At 41.7% G+C, this 18,578-nt stretch carries 16 protein-coding genes; 7 read left to right on the forward strand and 9 right to left on the reverse strand.

The window, feature by feature from the left end:
* Nucleotides 1–126: 126 nt before the first annotated feature.
* From VRU48_RS12465 to VRU48_RS12475, 3 genes are all read left to right on the forward strand, one after another.
* Nucleotides 127–729, forward strand: coding sequence for an insulinase family protein (locus tag VRU48_RS12465; RefSeq protein WP_330108244.1), 603 nt, complete (start codon nt 127–129; stop codon nt 727–729).
* A gap of 223 nt (nt 730–952) precedes the next feature.
* The gene (locus VRU48_RS12470; protein WP_330108245.1) at nt 953–1,645 is read left to right on the forward strand and encodes a DUF4377 domain-containing protein; all 693 of its coding nucleotides are present in this window, start codon (nt 953–955) and stop codon (nt 1,643–1,645) included.
* A gap of 239 nt (nt 1,646–1,884) precedes the next feature.
* A complete protein-coding gene (locus VRU48_RS12475) occupies nt 1,885–2,478 on the forward strand; it encodes an insulinase family protein (protein WP_330108246.1) in 594 nt (197 codons plus the stop codon).
* Nucleotides 2,479–2,543: 65 nt separating this feature from the next.
* Here VRU48_RS12475 and VRU48_RS12480 read toward each other — a convergent pair whose 3' ends face one another.
* The 6 genes from VRU48_RS12480 to VRU48_RS12505 all read right to left on the reverse strand — a co-directional run bounded on the left by VRU48_RS12480 (nt 2,544) and on the right by VRU48_RS12505 (nt 7,902).
* Complete coding sequence (locus tag VRU48_RS12480; protein WP_330108247.1) at nt 2,544–3,542, reverse strand: FAD:protein FMN transferase; 999 nt, start codon at nt 3,540–3,542, stop codon at nt 2,544–2,546.
* Nucleotides 3,542–4,864 (reverse strand): Gfo/Idh/MocA family protein, encoded by a 1,323-nt coding sequence (locus tag VRU48_RS12485; protein ID WP_330108248.1) that lies wholly within the window; start codon nt 4,862–4,864, stop codon nt 3,542–3,544. The genes VRU48_RS12480 and VRU48_RS12485 overlap by 1 nt, the downstream gene beginning before the upstream one ends.
* A gap of 23 nt (nt 4,865–4,887) precedes the next feature.
* Nucleotides 4,888–5,853: a formylglycine-generating enzyme family protein gene (locus VRU48_RS12490; RefSeq protein WP_330108249.1), complete on the reverse strand. Its 966-nt coding sequence runs from the start codon at nt 5,851–5,853 to the stop codon at nt 4,888–4,890.
* A gap of 97 nt (nt 5,854–5,950) precedes the next feature.
* On the reverse strand, nt 5,951–6,445 hold the full coding sequence (locus VRU48_RS12495; RefSeq protein ID WP_330108250.1) for a DUF1648 domain-containing protein: 495 nt from the start codon (nt 6,443–6,445) through the stop codon (nt 5,951–5,953).
* A gap of 9 nt (nt 6,446–6,454) precedes the next feature.
* Nucleotides 6,455–7,282 (reverse strand): class I SAM-dependent methyltransferase, encoded by an 828-nt coding sequence (locus tag VRU48_RS12500; protein ID WP_330108251.1) that lies wholly within the window; start codon nt 7,280–7,282, stop codon nt 6,455–6,457.
* Between the two features lie 158 nt (nt 7,283–7,440).
* The gene (locus VRU48_RS12505) at nt 7,441–7,902 is read right to left on the reverse strand and encodes a hypothetical protein (protein ID WP_330108252.1); all 462 of its coding nucleotides are present in this window, start codon (nt 7,900–7,902) and stop codon (nt 7,441–7,443) included.
* A 220-nt stretch (nt 7,903–8,122) separates the two neighbouring features.
* On the opposite strand from VRU48_RS12505, the gene VRU48_RS12510 reads away from it, so the two are divergent.
* Together VRU48_RS12510 and VRU48_RS12515 are read left to right on the forward strand one after the other, a co-directional pair.
* Nucleotides 8,123–8,686, forward strand: coding sequence for a hypothetical protein (locus VRU48_RS12510; RefSeq protein WP_330108253.1), 564 nt, complete (start codon nt 8,123–8,125; stop codon nt 8,684–8,686).
* A 49-nt stretch (nt 8,687–8,735) separates the two neighbouring features.
* A complete protein-coding gene (locus VRU48_RS12515; protein WP_330108254.1) occupies nt 8,736–9,188 on the forward strand; it encodes a WapI family immunity protein in 453 nt (150 codons plus the stop codon).
* Between the two features lie 88 nt (nt 9,189–9,276).
* Here the strand turns inward: VRU48_RS12515 and VRU48_RS12520 are convergent, their stop codons facing one another.
* From VRU48_RS12520 to VRU48_RS12530, 3 genes are all read right to left on the reverse strand, one after another.
* Nucleotides 9,277–10,188 (reverse strand): hypothetical protein, encoded by a 912-nt coding sequence (locus tag VRU48_RS12520; RefSeq protein ID WP_330108255.1) that lies wholly within the window; start codon nt 10,186–10,188, stop codon nt 9,277–9,279.
* A 161-nt stretch (nt 10,189–10,349) separates the two neighbouring features.
* Nucleotides 10,350–10,925, reverse strand: a complete 576-nt coding sequence (locus VRU48_RS12525) for a helix-turn-helix domain-containing protein (protein WP_330108256.1) — start codon at nt 10,923–10,925, stop codon at nt 10,350–10,352.
* A gap of 98 nt (nt 10,926–11,023) precedes the next feature.
* Nucleotides 11,024–12,253 (reverse strand): IPT/TIG domain-containing protein, encoded by a 1,230-nt coding sequence (locus tag VRU48_RS12530; protein WP_330108257.1) that lies wholly within the window; start codon nt 12,251–12,253, stop codon nt 11,024–11,026.
* A 217-nt stretch (nt 12,254–12,470) separates the two neighbouring features.
* Here VRU48_RS12530 and VRU48_RS12535 point away from each other — a divergent pair, with 217 nt between their 5' ends.
* Together VRU48_RS12535 and VRU48_RS12540 are read left to right on the forward strand one after the other, a co-directional pair.
* Nucleotides 12,471–17,630 carry an FG-GAP-like repeat-containing protein gene (locus tag VRU48_RS12535; protein ID WP_330108258.1) on the forward strand — a complete coding sequence of 1,720 codons (5,160 nt, stop codon included), beginning with the start codon at nt 12,471–12,473 and terminating at the stop codon, nt 17,628–17,630.
* On the forward strand, nt 17,627–18,316 hold the full coding sequence (locus VRU48_RS12540) for a hypothetical protein (protein ID WP_330108259.1): 690 nt from the start codon (nt 17,627–17,629) through the stop codon (nt 18,314–18,316). The genes VRU48_RS12535 and VRU48_RS12540 overlap by 4 nt, the downstream gene beginning before the upstream one ends.
* Nucleotides 18,317–18,578: the final 262 nt, after the last annotated feature.

Consider the following 18,578-nt stretch of genomic DNA (forward strand, 5'->3'; position numbering starts at 1 on the left):
AAAGACATTTCCACCTTGCTCGTCGAACATTTTTGCCCATTTAACTACTTTTTGTTCAGAGATATAGGGATATCGGCTACCTTTGTTCCGGTAAAATTTAAAATTACTTAGCACAATTTATAAATCATGAAATTCACAACAAAAATCTCTATCCTCATCCTAAGCTTATTTGCTTCGCATGCAGCCCTAGCACAGCGCATGAAAGAGCCGGTAAGTTTCAAGCTCAAAAACGGCCTTACCGTTATTGTAGCGCAAAATGTTGGTTTGGGCAAAGTATACTCGCGCCTAACCATCGAAAATAAAGGTACCGAAGCACAAAGAAACGCCGCACAGATCTTTGAAAGCTACCTCAATGGCAGAGCCAATACCTTTAACCAAAACGTAAACAAAAGCAATGCCGTTACGCCACAGGTAAGCCTAACGGTTGACGAAGCCAACACCTCGACCAGCATTGCCGATTTCGAGCATGCCTTGCAGTTTGTGGCCGATAATTTTGTAAATCCAGAATTAAGCCAACAGGCTTTTGATGAAATGAGAAGCCAACCGAAAGGCAACAAAGCAGATTTAGAAAACGTTGGCCTAGCCGAGGTAAAATCTTTTTATGCCAACCATTTTAAAGCAAGCGATGCCTTTATTACCATTGCCGGCGATATTGATGTAGCCACAGCCAAAACCATTGCCAACAGGGCATTTGGCAACTGGAAAACCGAAGCCACACTGGCCAAATAGAAATTACTTCAGGACAGATACCGATTAAAAAAGTCGCGGCGAGTTTTATACTTGTTCCGACTTTTTTTTGGAATAAACCATTGATTTTTGAGGTTTTCAATCTTGATTACAGCCTCTATTTTAATCACAAAAACAGGCAATGGCCTGATTCTTGTTAACAGCTTTGGATAATTTCTTATGGAATGCCCGCGGTTTGGGCATCCTTTTATAAAAATAACACATAATGAAAAATTACTTAATCAAAAAAATCGCCCCTAAACTGTTTTTAACCTTCGCCTTGATTTTAGGCCTATCCATGGTTAGCCGTGCGGATGTCATCAGGCTTACCGTTAAGGAAGACCTGGCCAGCTGCACTGGCGTTGCGCCAATGACCTGTATGCAGGTGAAATACAAAAACAGTAAAAACTGGGAGCTGTTTTATAGTCAGATTAACGGCTTTAAATACGAAGCGGGCTATCGCTACGTATTGCTGGTTAACCGCACCAAAAGGAAAAACGTTCCTGCCGATGCTTCAGCCTACATTTACACCTTGAAAAAGGTAGTGAAAAAACAAAAAATGCAAACCCAAACTAGCCCTTGGGATTTTGTAGTGAAGCACAAATGGAAACTGATCCAAATGAACGGCGTTGCCCAATCAAACTCGCCGGTTTATTTTACATTTGATTCTGCCAACAAACGCATTGCCGGAAAATCGGGCTGCAACAACTTTTTTGGTGGCTTCGAACGCAACGGAAACAGCCTTAGCTTTAAGCAAATGGGCAGCACCATGATGGCCTGCAGCGACGAGCTGAACAAATTGGAGCACCAGTTTCTAACTGCTATAGGCAACCAGGCTTTTACCTACGATGTGGCAGACCAAACCTTAAATCTTTACCAAAACAACAAATTGGTATTGATGTTTGGAACAATGCAATAAGCTAATTTGCTTTTAAAAAAAGGCCTGCACTAAACTGCAGGCCTTTTTTTGTGGTTTGAAATCGTATCATGCAAATTGGCAACAACCAACTTTCGCAATTAAAAGACAGATTCAGCCCATTCGTCGAACCTTACTGCCTTTCTAACTATTCTCTGTTTAGGGACTTAACCCGTCGTTATACCTTTGTAATGAAGAAACGCTTTTAAAATCTGATCAAGTAAAAGTATTTAATTAAAATTATGAAATTCACCACCAAAATTACCTTCATCATCCTTAGTCTCTTCACCTTTAATGTGGCATTTGCACAAAGCCCAAAAGCGCCGGTTTCATTCAAACTTAAGAATGGCGTCACTGTTATTGTGGCTCAAAATGCAGGAATGGGGAAAATTTATTCCCGTTTAACCATCGAACACCAAAACGCCAACGAACAAAAAAACGTAGCTCAGGTTTTTGAAAGCTTTTTGAACAAAAGAGCCAATGCTTTTCAAAGCAACACCAACAACGACGGCATTGCCCCTAAAGTAAGCCTGAGCGTTGACGAAGCCAATACCACGACCAATGTGGCCGATTTTCAGCAAGCTTTGCAGTTTGTTTCGGATCACATGACCAACACCACCTTGAGCGAGCAGGCATTCGAACACCTTAAAGCCCAGTTAAAAGACAAAGACGATTTGGCTAACGTTAGCCTGGCAGATGTGAAGGCTTTTTATGCCAACCACTTCGATCCGGCTCAGACCTTTATTACCATTGCCGGCGATATTGACGTGTCTACCGCTAAAGCGATGGCCAACAAAGCCTTTGGCGATTGGAAAACCCAAACCGCAGCGCTTTAAGCAAAAAAATGATTGATAAAACAGGCCCGGCGAATGTCGGGCTTTTTTATTTCCTTACGAGGAGTTTAATTGGCCAACATTTTTTTAAAACCCGTACTCGCCGTATCGGCTAGTTTGCCATCTGCACGTTTATAAATCAAGTAGGCTTCCAGATCTTTATGCCGATCAACAAACTGCAGAGCTTCGCTTACTTTCATGGCCATCAATACATTATCATAGCCATCGGCAGTGATGGCATCTTTGGCGTATACCGTGGCACTGATGATTTCGCCGTTTAAGGGAAAGCCAGTTTTGGGATTGATCAGGTACGACATTCTTTTGGTTTCCAAATAGCCACGGTAATTGCCCGATGTGGTAATGGCACCCTGGTTTGCGGCTAAAACATGTTTGATGGTTGGCGTACCTCCCCTCTCGCTATCTGGCCCTTCTATACCAATACGCATCGGTTTGCCATCGGGTTTAGGGCCTTTGAGCCTGATTTCGCCACCTATTTCCACCACATAAGCAACGATATGGTGTTTGTCCAGAAAATCGGCCAAAACATCAACCGAATAGCCTTGTGCAATACCGTTTACATCTACATGCACGGTGGGTTGCTGCTTGGCCAAATGATTGCCCTTAAGCTGGAGTTTATCCATGCCTACAAAGGGAAGCAATTGTTTAATCTTTGCCGAATCAATGCTATTGGGTTCGCGTTTGGCACGGATCCAATAGTTGACCAAGGGTTCTACCGTGATGTCGAATATGCCCTTGGTATCTCGGTAAATCTCAAATGAGCGCTGTACCACGTTCAAAAAGTGCGCATCGAGCTTCAAGCCTTTATCGGATTGGTTAAACCGACTGATGGTCGAATTTGGGCGATACAAAGACATCGACAAATCGATTACGTCCAATATGCTGTCTATCTGGCGTTTATTGACCACGCTGTCGGCAGCATAATAACTTAACGCATAAGTAGTGCCTTGTGCCTCTCCGTTGATTTTGAATTCGTGCAACGCAGGGCGATGGAAGGAAAAAAGAAAAAATGCCCCTAAACAAGTCAGGGGCAATAGCAATCGTTTCATTAAGACAGTACTTTTGTTTTTCCTGGCCTGGCAACAGGATAAAGTCCGTCGGCATCCGGCAAAACCTTCGGCTGTGCATCCCAGGCAAACTGGCTTGGCAACAAGCTGTTTTCGGCCTTTAAGGCATCGTCCCATTTAATGACCTCGCCCGAGTAAGTGGCATAGCGACCAATGATGGCGGTAAAGCAGCTTTTTGCAGCTCTTTCGGCATCCCAGAACTTATATTCGTTTTTGGCAATGGCCGCGAACAGTTCGTCGTGTTCGGTTTGGTAAGGGTTGGCATTGCCTTTGGTTGGATGGCTAAAAATCTCTTTGCCTTTGTGGTCCCACAAAATGCCATTGTTGCCGGCCGAAAGATATACACGGCCTTTGGTGCCTTGGAAAGTCTCGTCAACTCGGTTGCTGATGCCTTCGAAATGGCGACATTGGCTGTAAATAACCGAACCATCGGCATAGGTCAGCTCTACGGCGTGGTTATCGTAAATTTCGCCATAGTTTTTGCCTGTACGCCAAGCCCGGCTACCTGTACCCTGAACCGAAACCGGATAGGCATTTTTTACCCAATTGGCAATGTCGATGTTGTGTACGTGCTGCTCAACGATATGATCGCCACACAACCAGTTAAAATAATACCAGTTGCGCATTTGATACTCCATTTCGGTTTGGTTGGGCTGACGCTGCTTTACCCAAACGCCACCGCTGTTCCAGTATACCTGGCCCGAAACGATATCGCCGATGGCGCCGTCTTGTATTCTTTTTAAAGTCTCGCGATAATTGGTTTGATACCTGCGTTGCAAGCCCACCACCACGTTCAGCTTTTTCTTTTTGGCCAGCTCGGCCGCTGCTAATACTTTTCTGATGCCTGGCGAATCGACCGCTACCGGCTTCTCCATAAACACGTGTTTGTTTTGGTTGATGGCTTCTTCAAAGTGGATCGGCCTAAATCCCGGCGGGGTAACCAACAACACCACATCGGCCAAGGCAATGGCTTTTTTATAGGCATCGAAACCTACAAACTGACGTTCTTTGGGTACATCTATTTTGTCTTTAAACCGTTCTGAAATTGCTTTGTGGCTACTTTCTAAGCGATCTTGGAAAGCATCGGCCATCGCCACCAATTTAAGGTTGAACTTGGTGCTCAAAGCCTGAAAAGCCGCACCGGTACCACGATCGCCACAGCCGATAAGGGCAATTTTAATGGTATCGTCAACCGATGATGGTGCTGCCCAGCTATAGCCACTCAGCATTACGCCACCCGCTACCAGTGCCGAAGCCTTTAAAAACTCTCTCCGTTCGTTTTGTGTTTTACTGTTATCTGTCATAGGTTTTATTTGGTTTATTAAGGTTAATAATCTTTTATAGGTGCTTTGTCATAATAGGCTTCGATATCGGCCTTGCTAGGCGGGTTTACCGGCCTCACCAATCTGATGCCGATAAAGGGCGCTTCTGGAAACCACCAGTTGCTTTTGGGAATTTGGGGATCGATTTGCTTCCAAGCCGGTTCTGAGGCACTTCTGGCCGCCGACCTGAGGGCCTTGGCGTCGTCATCGTATGAACCGCCCCTAATGACCAGGGGATACAATTTAGTGGCAACGGCCACAGGATTATTAGCTTCGCCCTTGCCCAGACTGGCATAAAAATCGGGTTCGTATTGGTCGTAGGTCCACTCGGCTACGTTGCCATGCATATCGTACAGTCCCCAGGCATTGGGTTTTTTCTGGCCTACTTCGTGCGTTTTTTTGTCACTATTACCTTTATACCAGGCATATTCACCTAGTTTTTTCGCATCGTTGCCAAAAGCATAATCGGCTGCGCTGCCAGCCCTACAGGCATACTCCCACTCTGCTTCGGTAGGCAGGCGATAGAACACGCCGGTTCGTGCATATAGCCATTTACAAAACTGGATGGCATTGTACTGGGTCATGGCCAGAGCCGGTTTTCCAGCCTTGCCCATGCCAAAAGTCATGTCGAGATAAGGTTTAGTGGGTCTGGTTACCGCATCAACTTGTGGCGGTATAGCGCCCACACTATTGTTGGTTTCGTAATCTTTATAGAGGAAAGGCTCATAAATATCCCAAATCACTTCGAATTTGCTCATCCAAAACGGGTCTATTTTTACCTGATGAATTGGGGCTTCGTCTTTATTGCCATTTTTGCTGCCCATGGCAAAACTACCACCCGGAATGGCCTGCATTTCAAAAGAAAGCTTGGTGCCATCAATTTGCTGTCGGTAAGCCGCATTGGGCTCTTGCGCCAGCGCCTGCATGCCCATAGATGTAAGGCAAAGCAGGGTTAATAGTCTGTTTTTCATGAGACTAAAAATAGAAAGAAATTTTAACTTTTAGGAAAAGAAGGCCTATTTACAGGCAATTTTCTTCAATCATAGCCAAATCAATACCCAACAAACCTTATTTGGCTTTGAAAGACCTGACCACAAAATAGGCTACGGGAACAAAGATAAAGACCAGAACCGTTGGCAAAAACCAAACACCCAGACCCGACGCTCCATCGACGGTTGCTTTCATGGTTTTAAACTGGATGAACAGAAAAACCAGCATCAGCATCAACTGGAGCAGCCTGAGCAAACGTGTGGCATTGGTATACTGTCTTAGGGCATTATCGGCAGTAATTTCGGTCGGGTAATTAAACACTTGTGGAAAACGGTTTAGAATGGCAATGACTACAAAAAGAATAGTTCCGATAGCCGGCAAGATAAAAACAGTGCGTTTGCTGCCATAAGCATCTATTTTGCCCATGGCGTTGTAATGTGTAGGAATTACCTCGGGCAAACTACGGTAATGGCTGATGGTAAGCCACCATAAGGCAACTAGCGCAATCCAGCCCAATATCATCACCATTTTATCCAGTGGTGATAATGTCAGCTGTAATTTGGGCCTTTCCATAAGATTAAGTTACGCATTTTTTCCGACTTTTTGGGCCGCCAGCATCATGTGCGGACTCAGACAGAGCAATTCTTGGTCTGCTTCTGTTTGCGCCAGCAGTTGCAACAATCTTTCTCGCTTGGCTTCAGTAGCCCAGCTTTCAAAAAAAGATTTATCCATCCAAATCACGCCCTCTACCGCCACCAAATTGAGCACCTGCAGGCCACAGGCTTCAAACTCGTTGCGCAAGGCTGAAGGGCGATGAAAATAGGCTTCGGCCAACATACCGAGAAAAGCTTTGGGCGGCTGGTGCAGGCTAGTAGATAATTCGGCCATGCACATGTCGAAAACTGCCGGATGGTGGAACATGCCACTTTGAAAGGCCGCCAGGGTTGAGGCCGCAAAAGTAATGGCAAAACCCAGCACCACGCCTCCGTTTTTCAATACGCGTTTGGCCTCCTTAATGGCGGCCAAGCGTTCTTCACGGTTTTGGATATGGTACAAGGGACCATGCAAAATAACCACATCGATGCTGTTATCGGCAAAAGGCAGTTTCTTGGCTTCGCCCAATAGCGATTTAAATGGAGTTTTGGCTTTTTTGGCTCTTTTTTCTGCCTGCTGAACGTGCTTTTGTACCGGATCAATCAAGGTAACCTCATGTCCCAAACCACTCAGCCAAGCGGCATAATGCCCCGGACCGCCACCCACATCGGCAATGGCGAGTTTTGTACCATTGAGGTAACGGGAAATCAGTTCTTTGTTGCGGACAAATTCCAGCGGACCAAGGCCGAGTTGCAAACGGGTTTCTTCCGAACTTTGGTTATAAAACGAATCGATAGCGGGATTGATGAGGGCCATAATAAAACAAAGATATTAATAACCGCAAATCCATTCGATTAAATCAACAAATCGTTTGCCCTTATTTACCTTTGTCGCATTTGGCGCAACAAACAGGACTTTATCAACCCGCCCTAGCAAATTTCTTTATTGGATTATTTTTTTCATCTCTTGCAAAATCACGCCATCACTCTCTTCTCATATTCTAATAGGATAGATTCGTGCTCTATTATTTTGCAGTGATTTTCATTTTTAAATGAGAATCTAATTTTAACAACAGGTGATAGCGTTAATGGCAGGTAAATCCAAAAACAGAAATCGTCATTTTGAAAAAGATAAACTTCTGTGGGCCCATAACTTTCTTCAGGGTCATAAAAATCGAAATTATTATGACCATTTGGGTCAATATTCTCTGCAACCCCCACTAATTGAAATGAACATTTTTCCCTTATTTTATTTTTCTGTACAAATCTGAAGGAATAATAATAGCTTATTTCATCAAGTTGCACCAGCTCTAACTTATCCCAATATGCTTCATGATGACGGCCATACAATACCATTTCAAGCCCCTTAACGTCAACCGAATGATCTAATTTCTTGATTTTCCCCCTTCGAAGATAGGCCATAATTTTTTGGAGCATATCCAAACTTAATCATTGTGTATCAAAAAACATTGACAATAAAACAAGGATGGGGCTCAAGCCCATAAGACATAAAGTAAGGAAACCCGTAATCTTATTTTATATCGACATTTTAAATTTGAAAAAAGATAAGTAATCTTATAAACGCTCTAAATTTCTCACATTGCGTATTTTACAACAAATCTTAAATATATTTACGAACTTCTCAAAATCTGAATTAATGAAAAAAACACTACCTCTCTTGCTCTTAGGAATAGTAACATTCATAACTAATGTTTATTCGCAAGACGTCAAGAAAGAGCTCGAAGCCTCTAAGACCAAAATGGATGTTTTTATATCAAAAACAGGCATGATAACTAAATTTGTTGACACCAAGCTACCTAATCTGAAAACCTCATTTGGCGGTGCAGAAACTAGGATAAGAAAAATCAGTAGTGGCGCAACTGTTGGTTTTTTCTATCAAATCGTTAAAGAAAGCAAATATGAAAATAGCACTGCTTCAATCGAGTACAATGATTTATTAGAGGTTTTAAAAGCAATAAAAGTCCTTAAGCCGGAGGTAGAAAAAGATATCGCGAATAAACCAGACTATTTGGAAAACAAATTTATAACTGTAGATGGATTCCAAGTTGGTTATTATATCAGTAACGCTAAGGCAAGCTGGTATATAAAACTCGAAAAATATGGTTCGGATAACACATTGTTTATCGATAATGGCGAATTAATAGAAACCGCCTTTAATAATGCGAAGAACAAAATTGAAGAACTTAAAAAGAACCCTTAATCGAAAGCCTAAGAGGCCTTGCATTTAGCTAATACCTTATATCGTCTTTATGGAAATACATGATCTTCATTTTGAAATTTCAAATTCAGGAAATGTTGTGAGGCTAGAGCCCCTAGAAAGGATTATGTATAATTCCGATCTTGATTATGATAAGAATTGGATTAAAACAAGCATAATCATTCGTGGAGGACGCTTCTCCGAGCAATATATGGCAATTTTTTTGACTAGAGATTTTGAATTACTTGAAGCAGGGCTATCAAAGCTTTACGATAATCTGAAAGGAGCTACCTCATTCCATGATTTAGAAGGATATCTTAAATTAGACATACTTGGTGATGGATTTGGACATTTCGAAGTTACAGTAAAAGCTTGCGACGAACCTGGCTTCTATTCTAGCGAGTTAATGTTCAGAATGGAATTTGACCAAACACAAATAAAAGCAATGACGAATCAGTTAAGAAGGATTATGGATCAATTTCCAGTTATTGGGCACCTAGGATAAAACCATAAACACTTAGAAATGAATTAAATAAAAAAGCCTTACCCCGTTTTTTCACGGAGCAAAGCTTAATCAACTTCATTTCTAAATGTTACCTCTCTTTAACCAATCCAAATTTTTTGTTCTTCGTATCGAGCACCAAGATACAATTGAGCAAAAGCTTGTTTCCGATCATCCCGCCTATACCCAATTTCAGCATACGCTCTACCTGGGCATCACTCGCGCCCTCCATATATGTAGTCGAACCAAGAGGGAGGACGATTCCTGCCAACTCGATTTCGCCCCGGGAGGCAACCGTATGGGCCGTTAAGGACCTGCCCCACGACTTGACATCATACTGGATGGGCTGCACATCGGGCTGGGCAAGTTGTCTACTGGTTTCTTTATTGGTGAGCAGTTCGAACATGCTCGAACCCGTATCAAAAAAGAGCATGGTGTTTTTGTCGTTAACTTTTGCAGGAAACAACAGGCTTCTGTTCGAATAGATTAAATCGGTTAAGGAAAGTCGAGGCAGTAACTTTTCAGGGATTTGCTCCGAAAGGGTGAGTTTGGCATTTGGATAGTCTATCACGGCTACTTTTTGATCAATGAAGTCGACACCAATGGTTCCGATAATTTCGACACCCTTTTTGTCGTTCCAGTTTATACCAGCACTATCGAACTGCTTGACTACAATTTCCTTGGCCAAAACGGGCATATTTCCTGCTGTAAACGAAAGGCTTTCGAGTTTGCCGGCAATTGGTTTCGAGGGAATGGATTTCGGGTATTTTGATTGGATAGCCTCTATCTTATTTTGGTAGAACATCGAATACGGCGACCCCAAATCAAACTGCAGGTAAAAGATACGCGGACAGTGCTTAAACTTGACGGGAATAAGCATAGCCGCATGGGCTTCCCATATTGAACCACCTTGTTTTAACCTGATGGAATCGCCTTGCCATCGGAAAGGAAGCGTATGGGTTTGTGGAGAGATTACCAACTGGTTGACTGGCAGTGTGGGCATAGTTTGCGCCAAAAGTACTTGGGCGGAAAAAATAAGGCTAGCCATAGCCATTGACAATAAACGGAGTTTTCTTTGCATAGTTTTTTTGATGCAAAGCTATAGCACCAGGTCTATTTGACCGGCCGTAATTTACCCGTCGTTAACCCGACATTTGCGATTTTTTATGCTTTTTGCGGGCTTTGTGGATTCAAATCCATGTTTTTGACCTGCCGTAAGTTAGCGGCAATCAAAAAAACCTTGGCAAAATACATCCCGAAGAAGATCCACAGGTAAGACAACAAAAAGGGTTTGTTAAAAAAATTGGTGGCGAGGATGTTATAGACCAATACGAGCATCATCAGGATGCTCAATCCCGCCGCCCAATAAAGTTGCTGTCTGACCAATCGTCGCCCAAACACAATGGCTTTGGGGTTTTTGCTGGTCGATTTTTTCAATAAATAGGCCGGAACCAGAAAATGTACAAAAGGAATAACGAGATAACCAAAACAGGATAAACAAAGCACCTGCAAAAAATGCCTGTCTTTTTCGGGATCAAAACTGCCATCGTTTACCGGCCCGGCAAGCTCCTGAACGGTAGTGCCCAACGCAGTTGCCAAAGCTTTCAAGGTAAATGCCCGTGGTACGCTTTGACCATTTTCTATTCGCTGGATGGTACGAACCGTAACATGCGTCAGTTCGGCCAACTGTTCTTGGGTTAGGCCGCTCTTTTTTCTGGCTTGGGCTATTTTATGGTACATTTCCATTCTTAGGCTATCTGATACAAAGATAGTATATCAGAAGATTGCTGTTTTATGGAATTATAATATAGAGTCCAATAGGTGCGAAGGCTAAAGGTTTATCTAATGTAAGGATCTATATTAAACCCATACAGTTTATTGCTTCCGTCATCATAGAAATCTGCATGTCCACCAATTACATAAGCCGTTGTTCCGATAGTGAAAAAAGTTGCAGATGCTTTGACATTTAGGATTTCGGTATGAAATCTATTCCATTTCTTAGTTACCGGATCAAACCTATTAAGTGTTCCATAATCATCAAAACTGACAAATACTTTTCCATCAATTACGTGCGAATTGCCTAATGCCTGTGTACCTAACGAGCTAGAGAACTGATGATCTACATAAGTCCATTGATTTTTACCACTATCATACTGGTGCATGACCATATTAGGTGGAGGGGGGCTGCTAAGCCTACTCACACCCAAACCATAATAGATTTTTCCTTCGGCCAAAAAGCATACCCCTTCATCAATGATATAACCCCAAGGAGTATAAATATCATTGTTGTTAAGTGAAGTCCAAGTATTTGCTTGGGCATTATATTGCCATACTCCATGTTTATCTGCCTCATTCACCACAACGCCTTTTCCATTTAAGGTTACGCCCAAGCCACGGCCAAAGGAATCGGTAGCTGGAATACTTGCCATCTGCGCCCATTTATTTGTAGCGGGATCATATTGGTACAAGTCTCGTGTTCCATCGTATGGCCTATTTGTAATACCACCTCCTACATAAGCTTTGTTGTCTATTACAAAACTAAAGCTGAAATAGCGTGTATTGCCAGGAAAATCTGCCTTACGTGTCCATTTATTGGTAGCTGGGTCGTATTCCCAAAGGTCGTTTGGAAATACTCCACTATATTTTGTAGCACCTGTTGTGACGTATCCCTTACCATTAACAGCAAAAGCAATAGCATGGATACGTCCCAGCCCAGGGAACGGCGCCAATGCCTGCCATTTATATTTTCGCTTAACGAGCAGCGTTACTGCTGTTAATGAATTGGTTTTACCTTTCCTCACAAATATGGGCCCACTAACTGCTCCCTCGGGAATATTTACTGTCAATGTATTTTCAGTCAAACTACTAGCAGGGACTTCCTTTCCGCCTGAAAAAACAACAATGTTATTGGATGCATTAGCATCAAAGTTAGTCCCCGAAATTCGAATAACTTCGCCAACATATGCTTCTTTTGTAATTAAGTCAAGATTTTCGGGAGCTGTATCATCATCTTTTTTACAAGACGAAATCATTAAAGCAACCAGAATAAAAAATGTGAGCGCTTTCATATAGAAATAAATTAGTGCTAAAATATTAAAGTTTTATGAAAATTACTGACTTATTTCAGCTGCTCGACAACAGAAAGATACCCACAATTTTGATATACGAAGCCAGCATTAATTGATTCTACTCCTTTTTTGTGAAAATCAAGGCATAGGTATAACTGCCGTAAATTATGTTTATCTCCCGAAAAAAGTATATTTTTGAGAAAATTATCGCTTCCGCATGTCTCTTAAACGCGTCCTAGAATTTGTTATCGCCATTTGCTGTGTACTTTTCTTTACGATTACCACCAACGCCCAAATCCCTAAAATCATTTCTTTTAGCCCATTGTCGGGCCCAATTGGCACAGTTGTTACCATTCAAGGACAAAATTTCAATACTGTAGCAACAGGTAACATCGTTTATTTTGGAGGGATGAGGGCAACTGTTACTGGGGCAACCAGTAATAGCTTAACGGTAATCGTTCCGGCGGGGATTACCAATAAGCCAATTACTGTCCTTAATGAAACAAGTGGTTTAATGGGCCAGTCTGCAAAAGCTTTTGGCCTTACTTTTAATGAGCCATCGAAAAACAGTTTTTCAGGCAAGTCTTTTACGGAAAATAAACTGTCGATAAACAGCGATGCTTTTGGAGGCTATGTAGAATTGGCAGATCTTGACAATGATGGAAAACTAGATTTAGGAACCGTTGTAAGGTTTGGTCAAAAAGTAATAATTTATCAAAATACAGGCGCTACTGGGCCAAACGCCTCTACGAATTTTACTTACGTCAACACATTTTACGTTACACCAACCTATCTAACGCACACACCAAGACAATTGCGTTTTGCCGATCTTAATGGTGATGGCAAATTAGATATGATCGTTCCTTACTTAGATCAAAATTTTTTGGCAGTCTATCGTAATACTTCTACCCCTGGAAAAATCTCCTTTGCCACGGAAGTGAAAATTACTGCCGGGCCTGGAGGTATTGCAGAGATTGCCGATCTGAATAATGATGGAAAGCCGGAAATTTTGACTGCAAAGGGTTATTTAATCAATAATTCGACCAGAACCAACTTTAGTTTCAGCGCTGTATCTCATGCTTCGCTTACTTATTCTTCAGTTGAATCAGTACAGGCTACAGATTTTGATGAAGACGGCCGAACAGACATTTTAGTATCAACTGGCTATGGCTTTAGCATATTTAAAAATACCAGTTCAGGTATAGGCCAATTTAGTTTCGAGGAAAGCAAAGTATATCCATATACTTCATCCGATGGCCACTCAAAAGCTGTTGCTGGCGACATCAATAATGATGGAAAAGTTGATGTAGTGATGTATGGCAACTATACGAAAAATATCAGCATCAGTGAAAACAATACACAATCAGGTACCATTTCCTTTGCCCCTGCAATTACAATTACTACCAATTCGTATACCAAAGACGCAACGGTTACCGATATCAATGGCGATTCGAAACCAGAACTGATTGTGGCTACAGACTATGGCCATCAGGTTTATCCTAACCAATCTACTAAATCAATTGCATTAGGAACAGCATTATATTTGCCAAATGAATTTGGCAGTCCAGATAACGAGGCCAGCTTGGCCATAGGCGATATTAACGGCGATGGCAAACTCGATATTTTAAGTTTTACCGATTATAACGCAATTTTTTTCAGCAACAATATCTTAGGCTTACCAGAAATATCATCGTTTTCCCCTACTGCTGCCAAAACAGGTGACAAACTTACAATTACCGGAAAAAACTTTAAGGCCGGCGCTACGGTTAAGATTGGAAACTTAATGGCAACAGATGTGGTCGTGGTGTCTCCAACAACAATTACAGCCCTTGTAAGTCCAAGGTCAGGTAACGGAGCTGTTGAAGTAACAACGGCTGATGGTACTGTAAACTTAAACGGATTTACCTACATTGCTCCACCACAGCCCGCGATCAGCTCAATTACACCTAATTCTGCAGCTGTAAATGCAACAGTGGTTATTTCTGGAACTAATTTTAAAGATATTACAGCGGTGCGTTTTGGAGGCATCAATGCCAAATCATTTGTAGTAAATTCTACTACCATGATTACAGCGGTACTTGGACCAGGCGGAATAGGTGATGTGACCTTGGAAACTCCTGAATGGACTTCTACTTTTCAGGGATTTAATTATCTCCCCCTGCCTACGTTAACCAATCCTTTTTGGTCTGGAGCAAAAGGACAAACCATCAGACTTACCGGAACTAATCTACAAACCACGAACAGGGTTACCTTAGGTGGTCTTGATGCCGAATCATTCAAAGTAATAAGCCCAGAAATTGTTGATGTGGTAGTGGGCGACGGAGAAACCGGGCAAGTTGTTGTTACAACAGCGTATGGAAAGGCTACCTCTGGAAACAGCAATTTTGAGTTTATAGCAAAACCGCCAAAAATTACTAGCGTATCTAGTATGACAGCAAATGTTGGTGTAGCCATAAAAATTACAGGCGAAAACTTTAGTCGCCTCCCGCTCAATAACTCTGTTTACTTTGGTGGAGCAAAAGCTATTGTTAAATCGTGTACAACCACAGAACTGATGGTGAACGTGCCAGCTGGAGCAACTTATGATTTGATCAGCGTTTCGGTGAACAAGTTTATTTGTTATAGCAAAAAGCCATTCGTAACTACAGGCAATGGCAAACAGCAGGTTACCGCCGAGAGCTTTGGAGATAAATTAAGTATTTTTGTGGGTAATAAAGCTAGACATATCTTAGCTGCCGATTTTGAACCTGATGGCAGAATGGATATTGCCGTAGCTCTGGCTTCATGGACGGGCAATCCGCTGATACAGCGTAATATTGGAACGAATAACGACATCGCTTTTGCAAGTTATGAAGTGCTTACCAATACAAAAGGAGAAGACCGTACTCCAATTGCCTTAGCGCTTAACAATAATGGCCGAATGGGGCTCAGCGTGTTAAACTTAGAAAGCGCTGTTTCTCCTTATGTAATCAGCTTTGACAATAACCTCCTTTATAATGGCCCTGAAAAATATTACTTTAGCAAACGACAGGCCTATACCGCCGGAGAATATAGTCAAAACTATAATAGCATTGCAGTTGGCGATGTACTAGGAAACTCTACCCCAGCAATTATTGTTGGTGGCTCAACAACACTCTATAATGTACTGCTCTGCGACGTTGACGGAGATGGTAAACCAGATATCGTTGAAAGACGAACAAACAACCGATTTGATATTCAAAAAATTGTAGCTATATATCGTAATATTAGTGGCCAAGATGCTAATGGCACTTATCTTCAAAAATTTGCTGATCCTGTTTTAATAAATGTAGAAGGAATCCCTATTGATGTTACCTATGGAGATTTTGACAATGATGGCAAATTAGACCTAGCCGTAAATTGTGTCAATGCCTCAGGAGTAGATGGAATAACGCAGCTGTTGAAAAACACAAGTAGCCCAGGCACCATTTCAATGAGCACTGATCTCAAATTCGACATTACGGCACTTGGCAAGGTAGCAGCTTATGATATTAATGGCGATGGCAAAGTTGATCTTGCCGTTAGCAATAACCAGAAGCTTTCGATTTATCTCAATAATGGGAGCTCGGTATTCGGCTTTGATCCTAAAATTGATGTAAACCTACCTGCTCAAAAAGGAATCGTCATCTGTGATTTTAATTCAGACGGTTTCCCAGATTTGGCGGGGCTTGATGCCGACCAGATCAATATACTTAAATTTAAGAGTACTGTGCCTACTGTAGCTTCATTTACACCTACAGTGGCAACTGAAGGAAATACAGTGACAATTACTGGTGCCAACCTCGACAACGTAAGTTCTGTATCTTTTGGCGGAATTCCAGTTAAATCATTCACTATTGTTTCATCAACAAAGATCGTAGCCGAATTGGGTGTGAGCGCAAGTGGCGACATGGTTGTTAATACACCATCTGGCGCAATCAAACTACCTGGTTTTATTTACATTCCCAAACCAGTAATCGCAACCGATGGCCCTACCATTTTTCCTATTGGCGGTAGTTTAAAACTCAGTACACAAACTGGCAATAATTTTAATTATCAATGGATAAAAGATGAAGTACCTATTCCCGGTGCTACAACAAATGAATACCTAGCTACTTTGTCGGGAAGTTATACGGTTATGGTAACTTTAGGTCTAGAATCCGTTAGTTCAGCTCCAGTTTCTATCCTAAACCAAGCCCCTGCTATCAGCGCAAATGGTCCAACTTCATTCAGCATGGGCAATTCAGTAACACTGAGTGTACCTACAGGAAGTAACATGAACTATCAATGGTTTAAAAATGGAGCGGCCATTAATAATGCAACCAACTCTAGTTTTATGGCAACCACTAGCGGCGATTATACGGTTGTGATGATATCAAATGGACAAGAACTTAAAACCAATGCGGTAAAAGTTAATGTGATATTGCCGAGCATTACATTAAGTGGACCATTATCATTTAATCAAGGAGGAAATGTTACCCTAGGGATTAACGTAACTGCTCCAACAGGGAGTAAGATAGGCTATACGTGGTTTAAAGATGGAAAAACGATTAGCGGTGCCACATCTAACAGTTATACTGCAACTGAAAGTGGAAGTTATTACGTGGAGGTTGATATTAATGGCAATAAGTTTAAAATGCAGGCTGTTAATGTCACTGTTATTGCAATTACCAACCTCAAATTAGCAGTAACGAATATTTCTTGTAGAGGAAGTGCCAATGGCAGTATAGCCGTCACTGCTACTACTTCATTGAATTACACCATCAGTATTACCGACGAAAACAATAAAAAGACTAGTGCAAAATTTAGCACGAGCTATGGAATGAAAGACCTTAATCCAGGAACCTATGCCGTTTGTATCGGCTTGGAAGACGATCCTTTATTCAAGCAGTGTTTTACGGTATTAATCACCGAACCAAAAGAACTGAAAGTTTTTTCAACGGTAAGCCAAGATCTAAAAACAGTGCAATTAGACTTAAGTGGGGCAGAAAAATACATCATTACCCTTAATAACGAACGGTATGAAACCAGCGCGAATACTATCACCTTAAATTTGTTGCAAGGGATTAACCACATTAAGGTGGCTTCTAATATCACATGCCAAACGGCCGTAGAAAAAACGATCAATGTAGATCATAGCCTAAAGCTGTATCCAAATCCAGTATCAGATATCCTCTACATCGATTTAATAGACAGAGATGCTACTACCGTCCAAATCGAAGTGCTTAGCTTAAATGGCGCGGTACTGATTAATAAAACCTTCCGTTTAGGCGAAGGTAGCATTCCACTTCAACTTTCTTCCCTTTCAAGTGGAATGTACTTAGTAAAAGTGAAAATGAACACTGGTAAAATCTCTTCACATAAGATCTTAAAAAAATGAAATATTTATATTTACTAACGATAACATTACTTTTAGCGTCTTGCGGAAAATCAAATAACAAGTCTGAACCTGCATTTCCACCAGAGGTGGCCGTACTTTTATCACCATTAAATAACGAAGCATGCTTAAGCGGAACTAATGTTACAGCAACCAGTAGTACTATTACTTTTAGCTGGAAGCCTTCAAAATATGCCGACAGCTACATGGTGTCGATCAAAAACCTGCTCACAAATGCAACAACTACACATGTTGCTACTTCCACTACCCTGCAAGTATCATTAACCAATAATACGCCCTATAGTTGGTCTGTAACTTCTAAATCAAGTCGTAATCCAGAAATTCAAATTAGCGAAACCTGGAAATTTCATAACGCAGGGCCAGGTATAGTTAATTATGCCCCTTTTCCTGCTGAAGTTATCTTCCCCTTACCAAATTCGACAGTTACGGCAACAAATGGGAAAATTGAGTTTAAATGGAAGGGCGCTGATGCAGACAATGATGTTCTCCAATATGATATCTATACCAGTTCCATGGCAGGTACCGTTTTTCTGCTAAAAGCAGGGCACAACTCAACCTCATTGATCAGTGAAGAACCTTCAGGGAAACGTTATTGGAAAATCGTTACTCGCGATTCGCATGGAAATACTTCAGATACCGGAATAATGGAGTTTACGGTATCGAATTAATTATAAAGCTCATAATAAGAATAAAAACCGTAAAGTAAACTATAAACATCGTGTCATATCACCCTATTTGAATGATGCTTTTGGTGGGAGATACTGGATTCGAACAGTGACCTCCCGATGTGAAGTCGGCACCAATGGTTCCGATAGTTTCGATGCCCTTTTGTCGTTCCAGTTTATACCAACACAATCGAATTGTTTGACTACGATTTCCTTGGCCAAAACGGGCATATTTTCTGCTGTAAACGAAAGACTTTCGAGTTTG

Source organism: Pedobacter albus (assembly GCF_036324255.1).
Lineage (GTDB): Bacteria > Bacteroidota > Bacteroidia > Sphingobacteriales > Sphingobacteriaceae > Pedobacter > Pedobacter albus.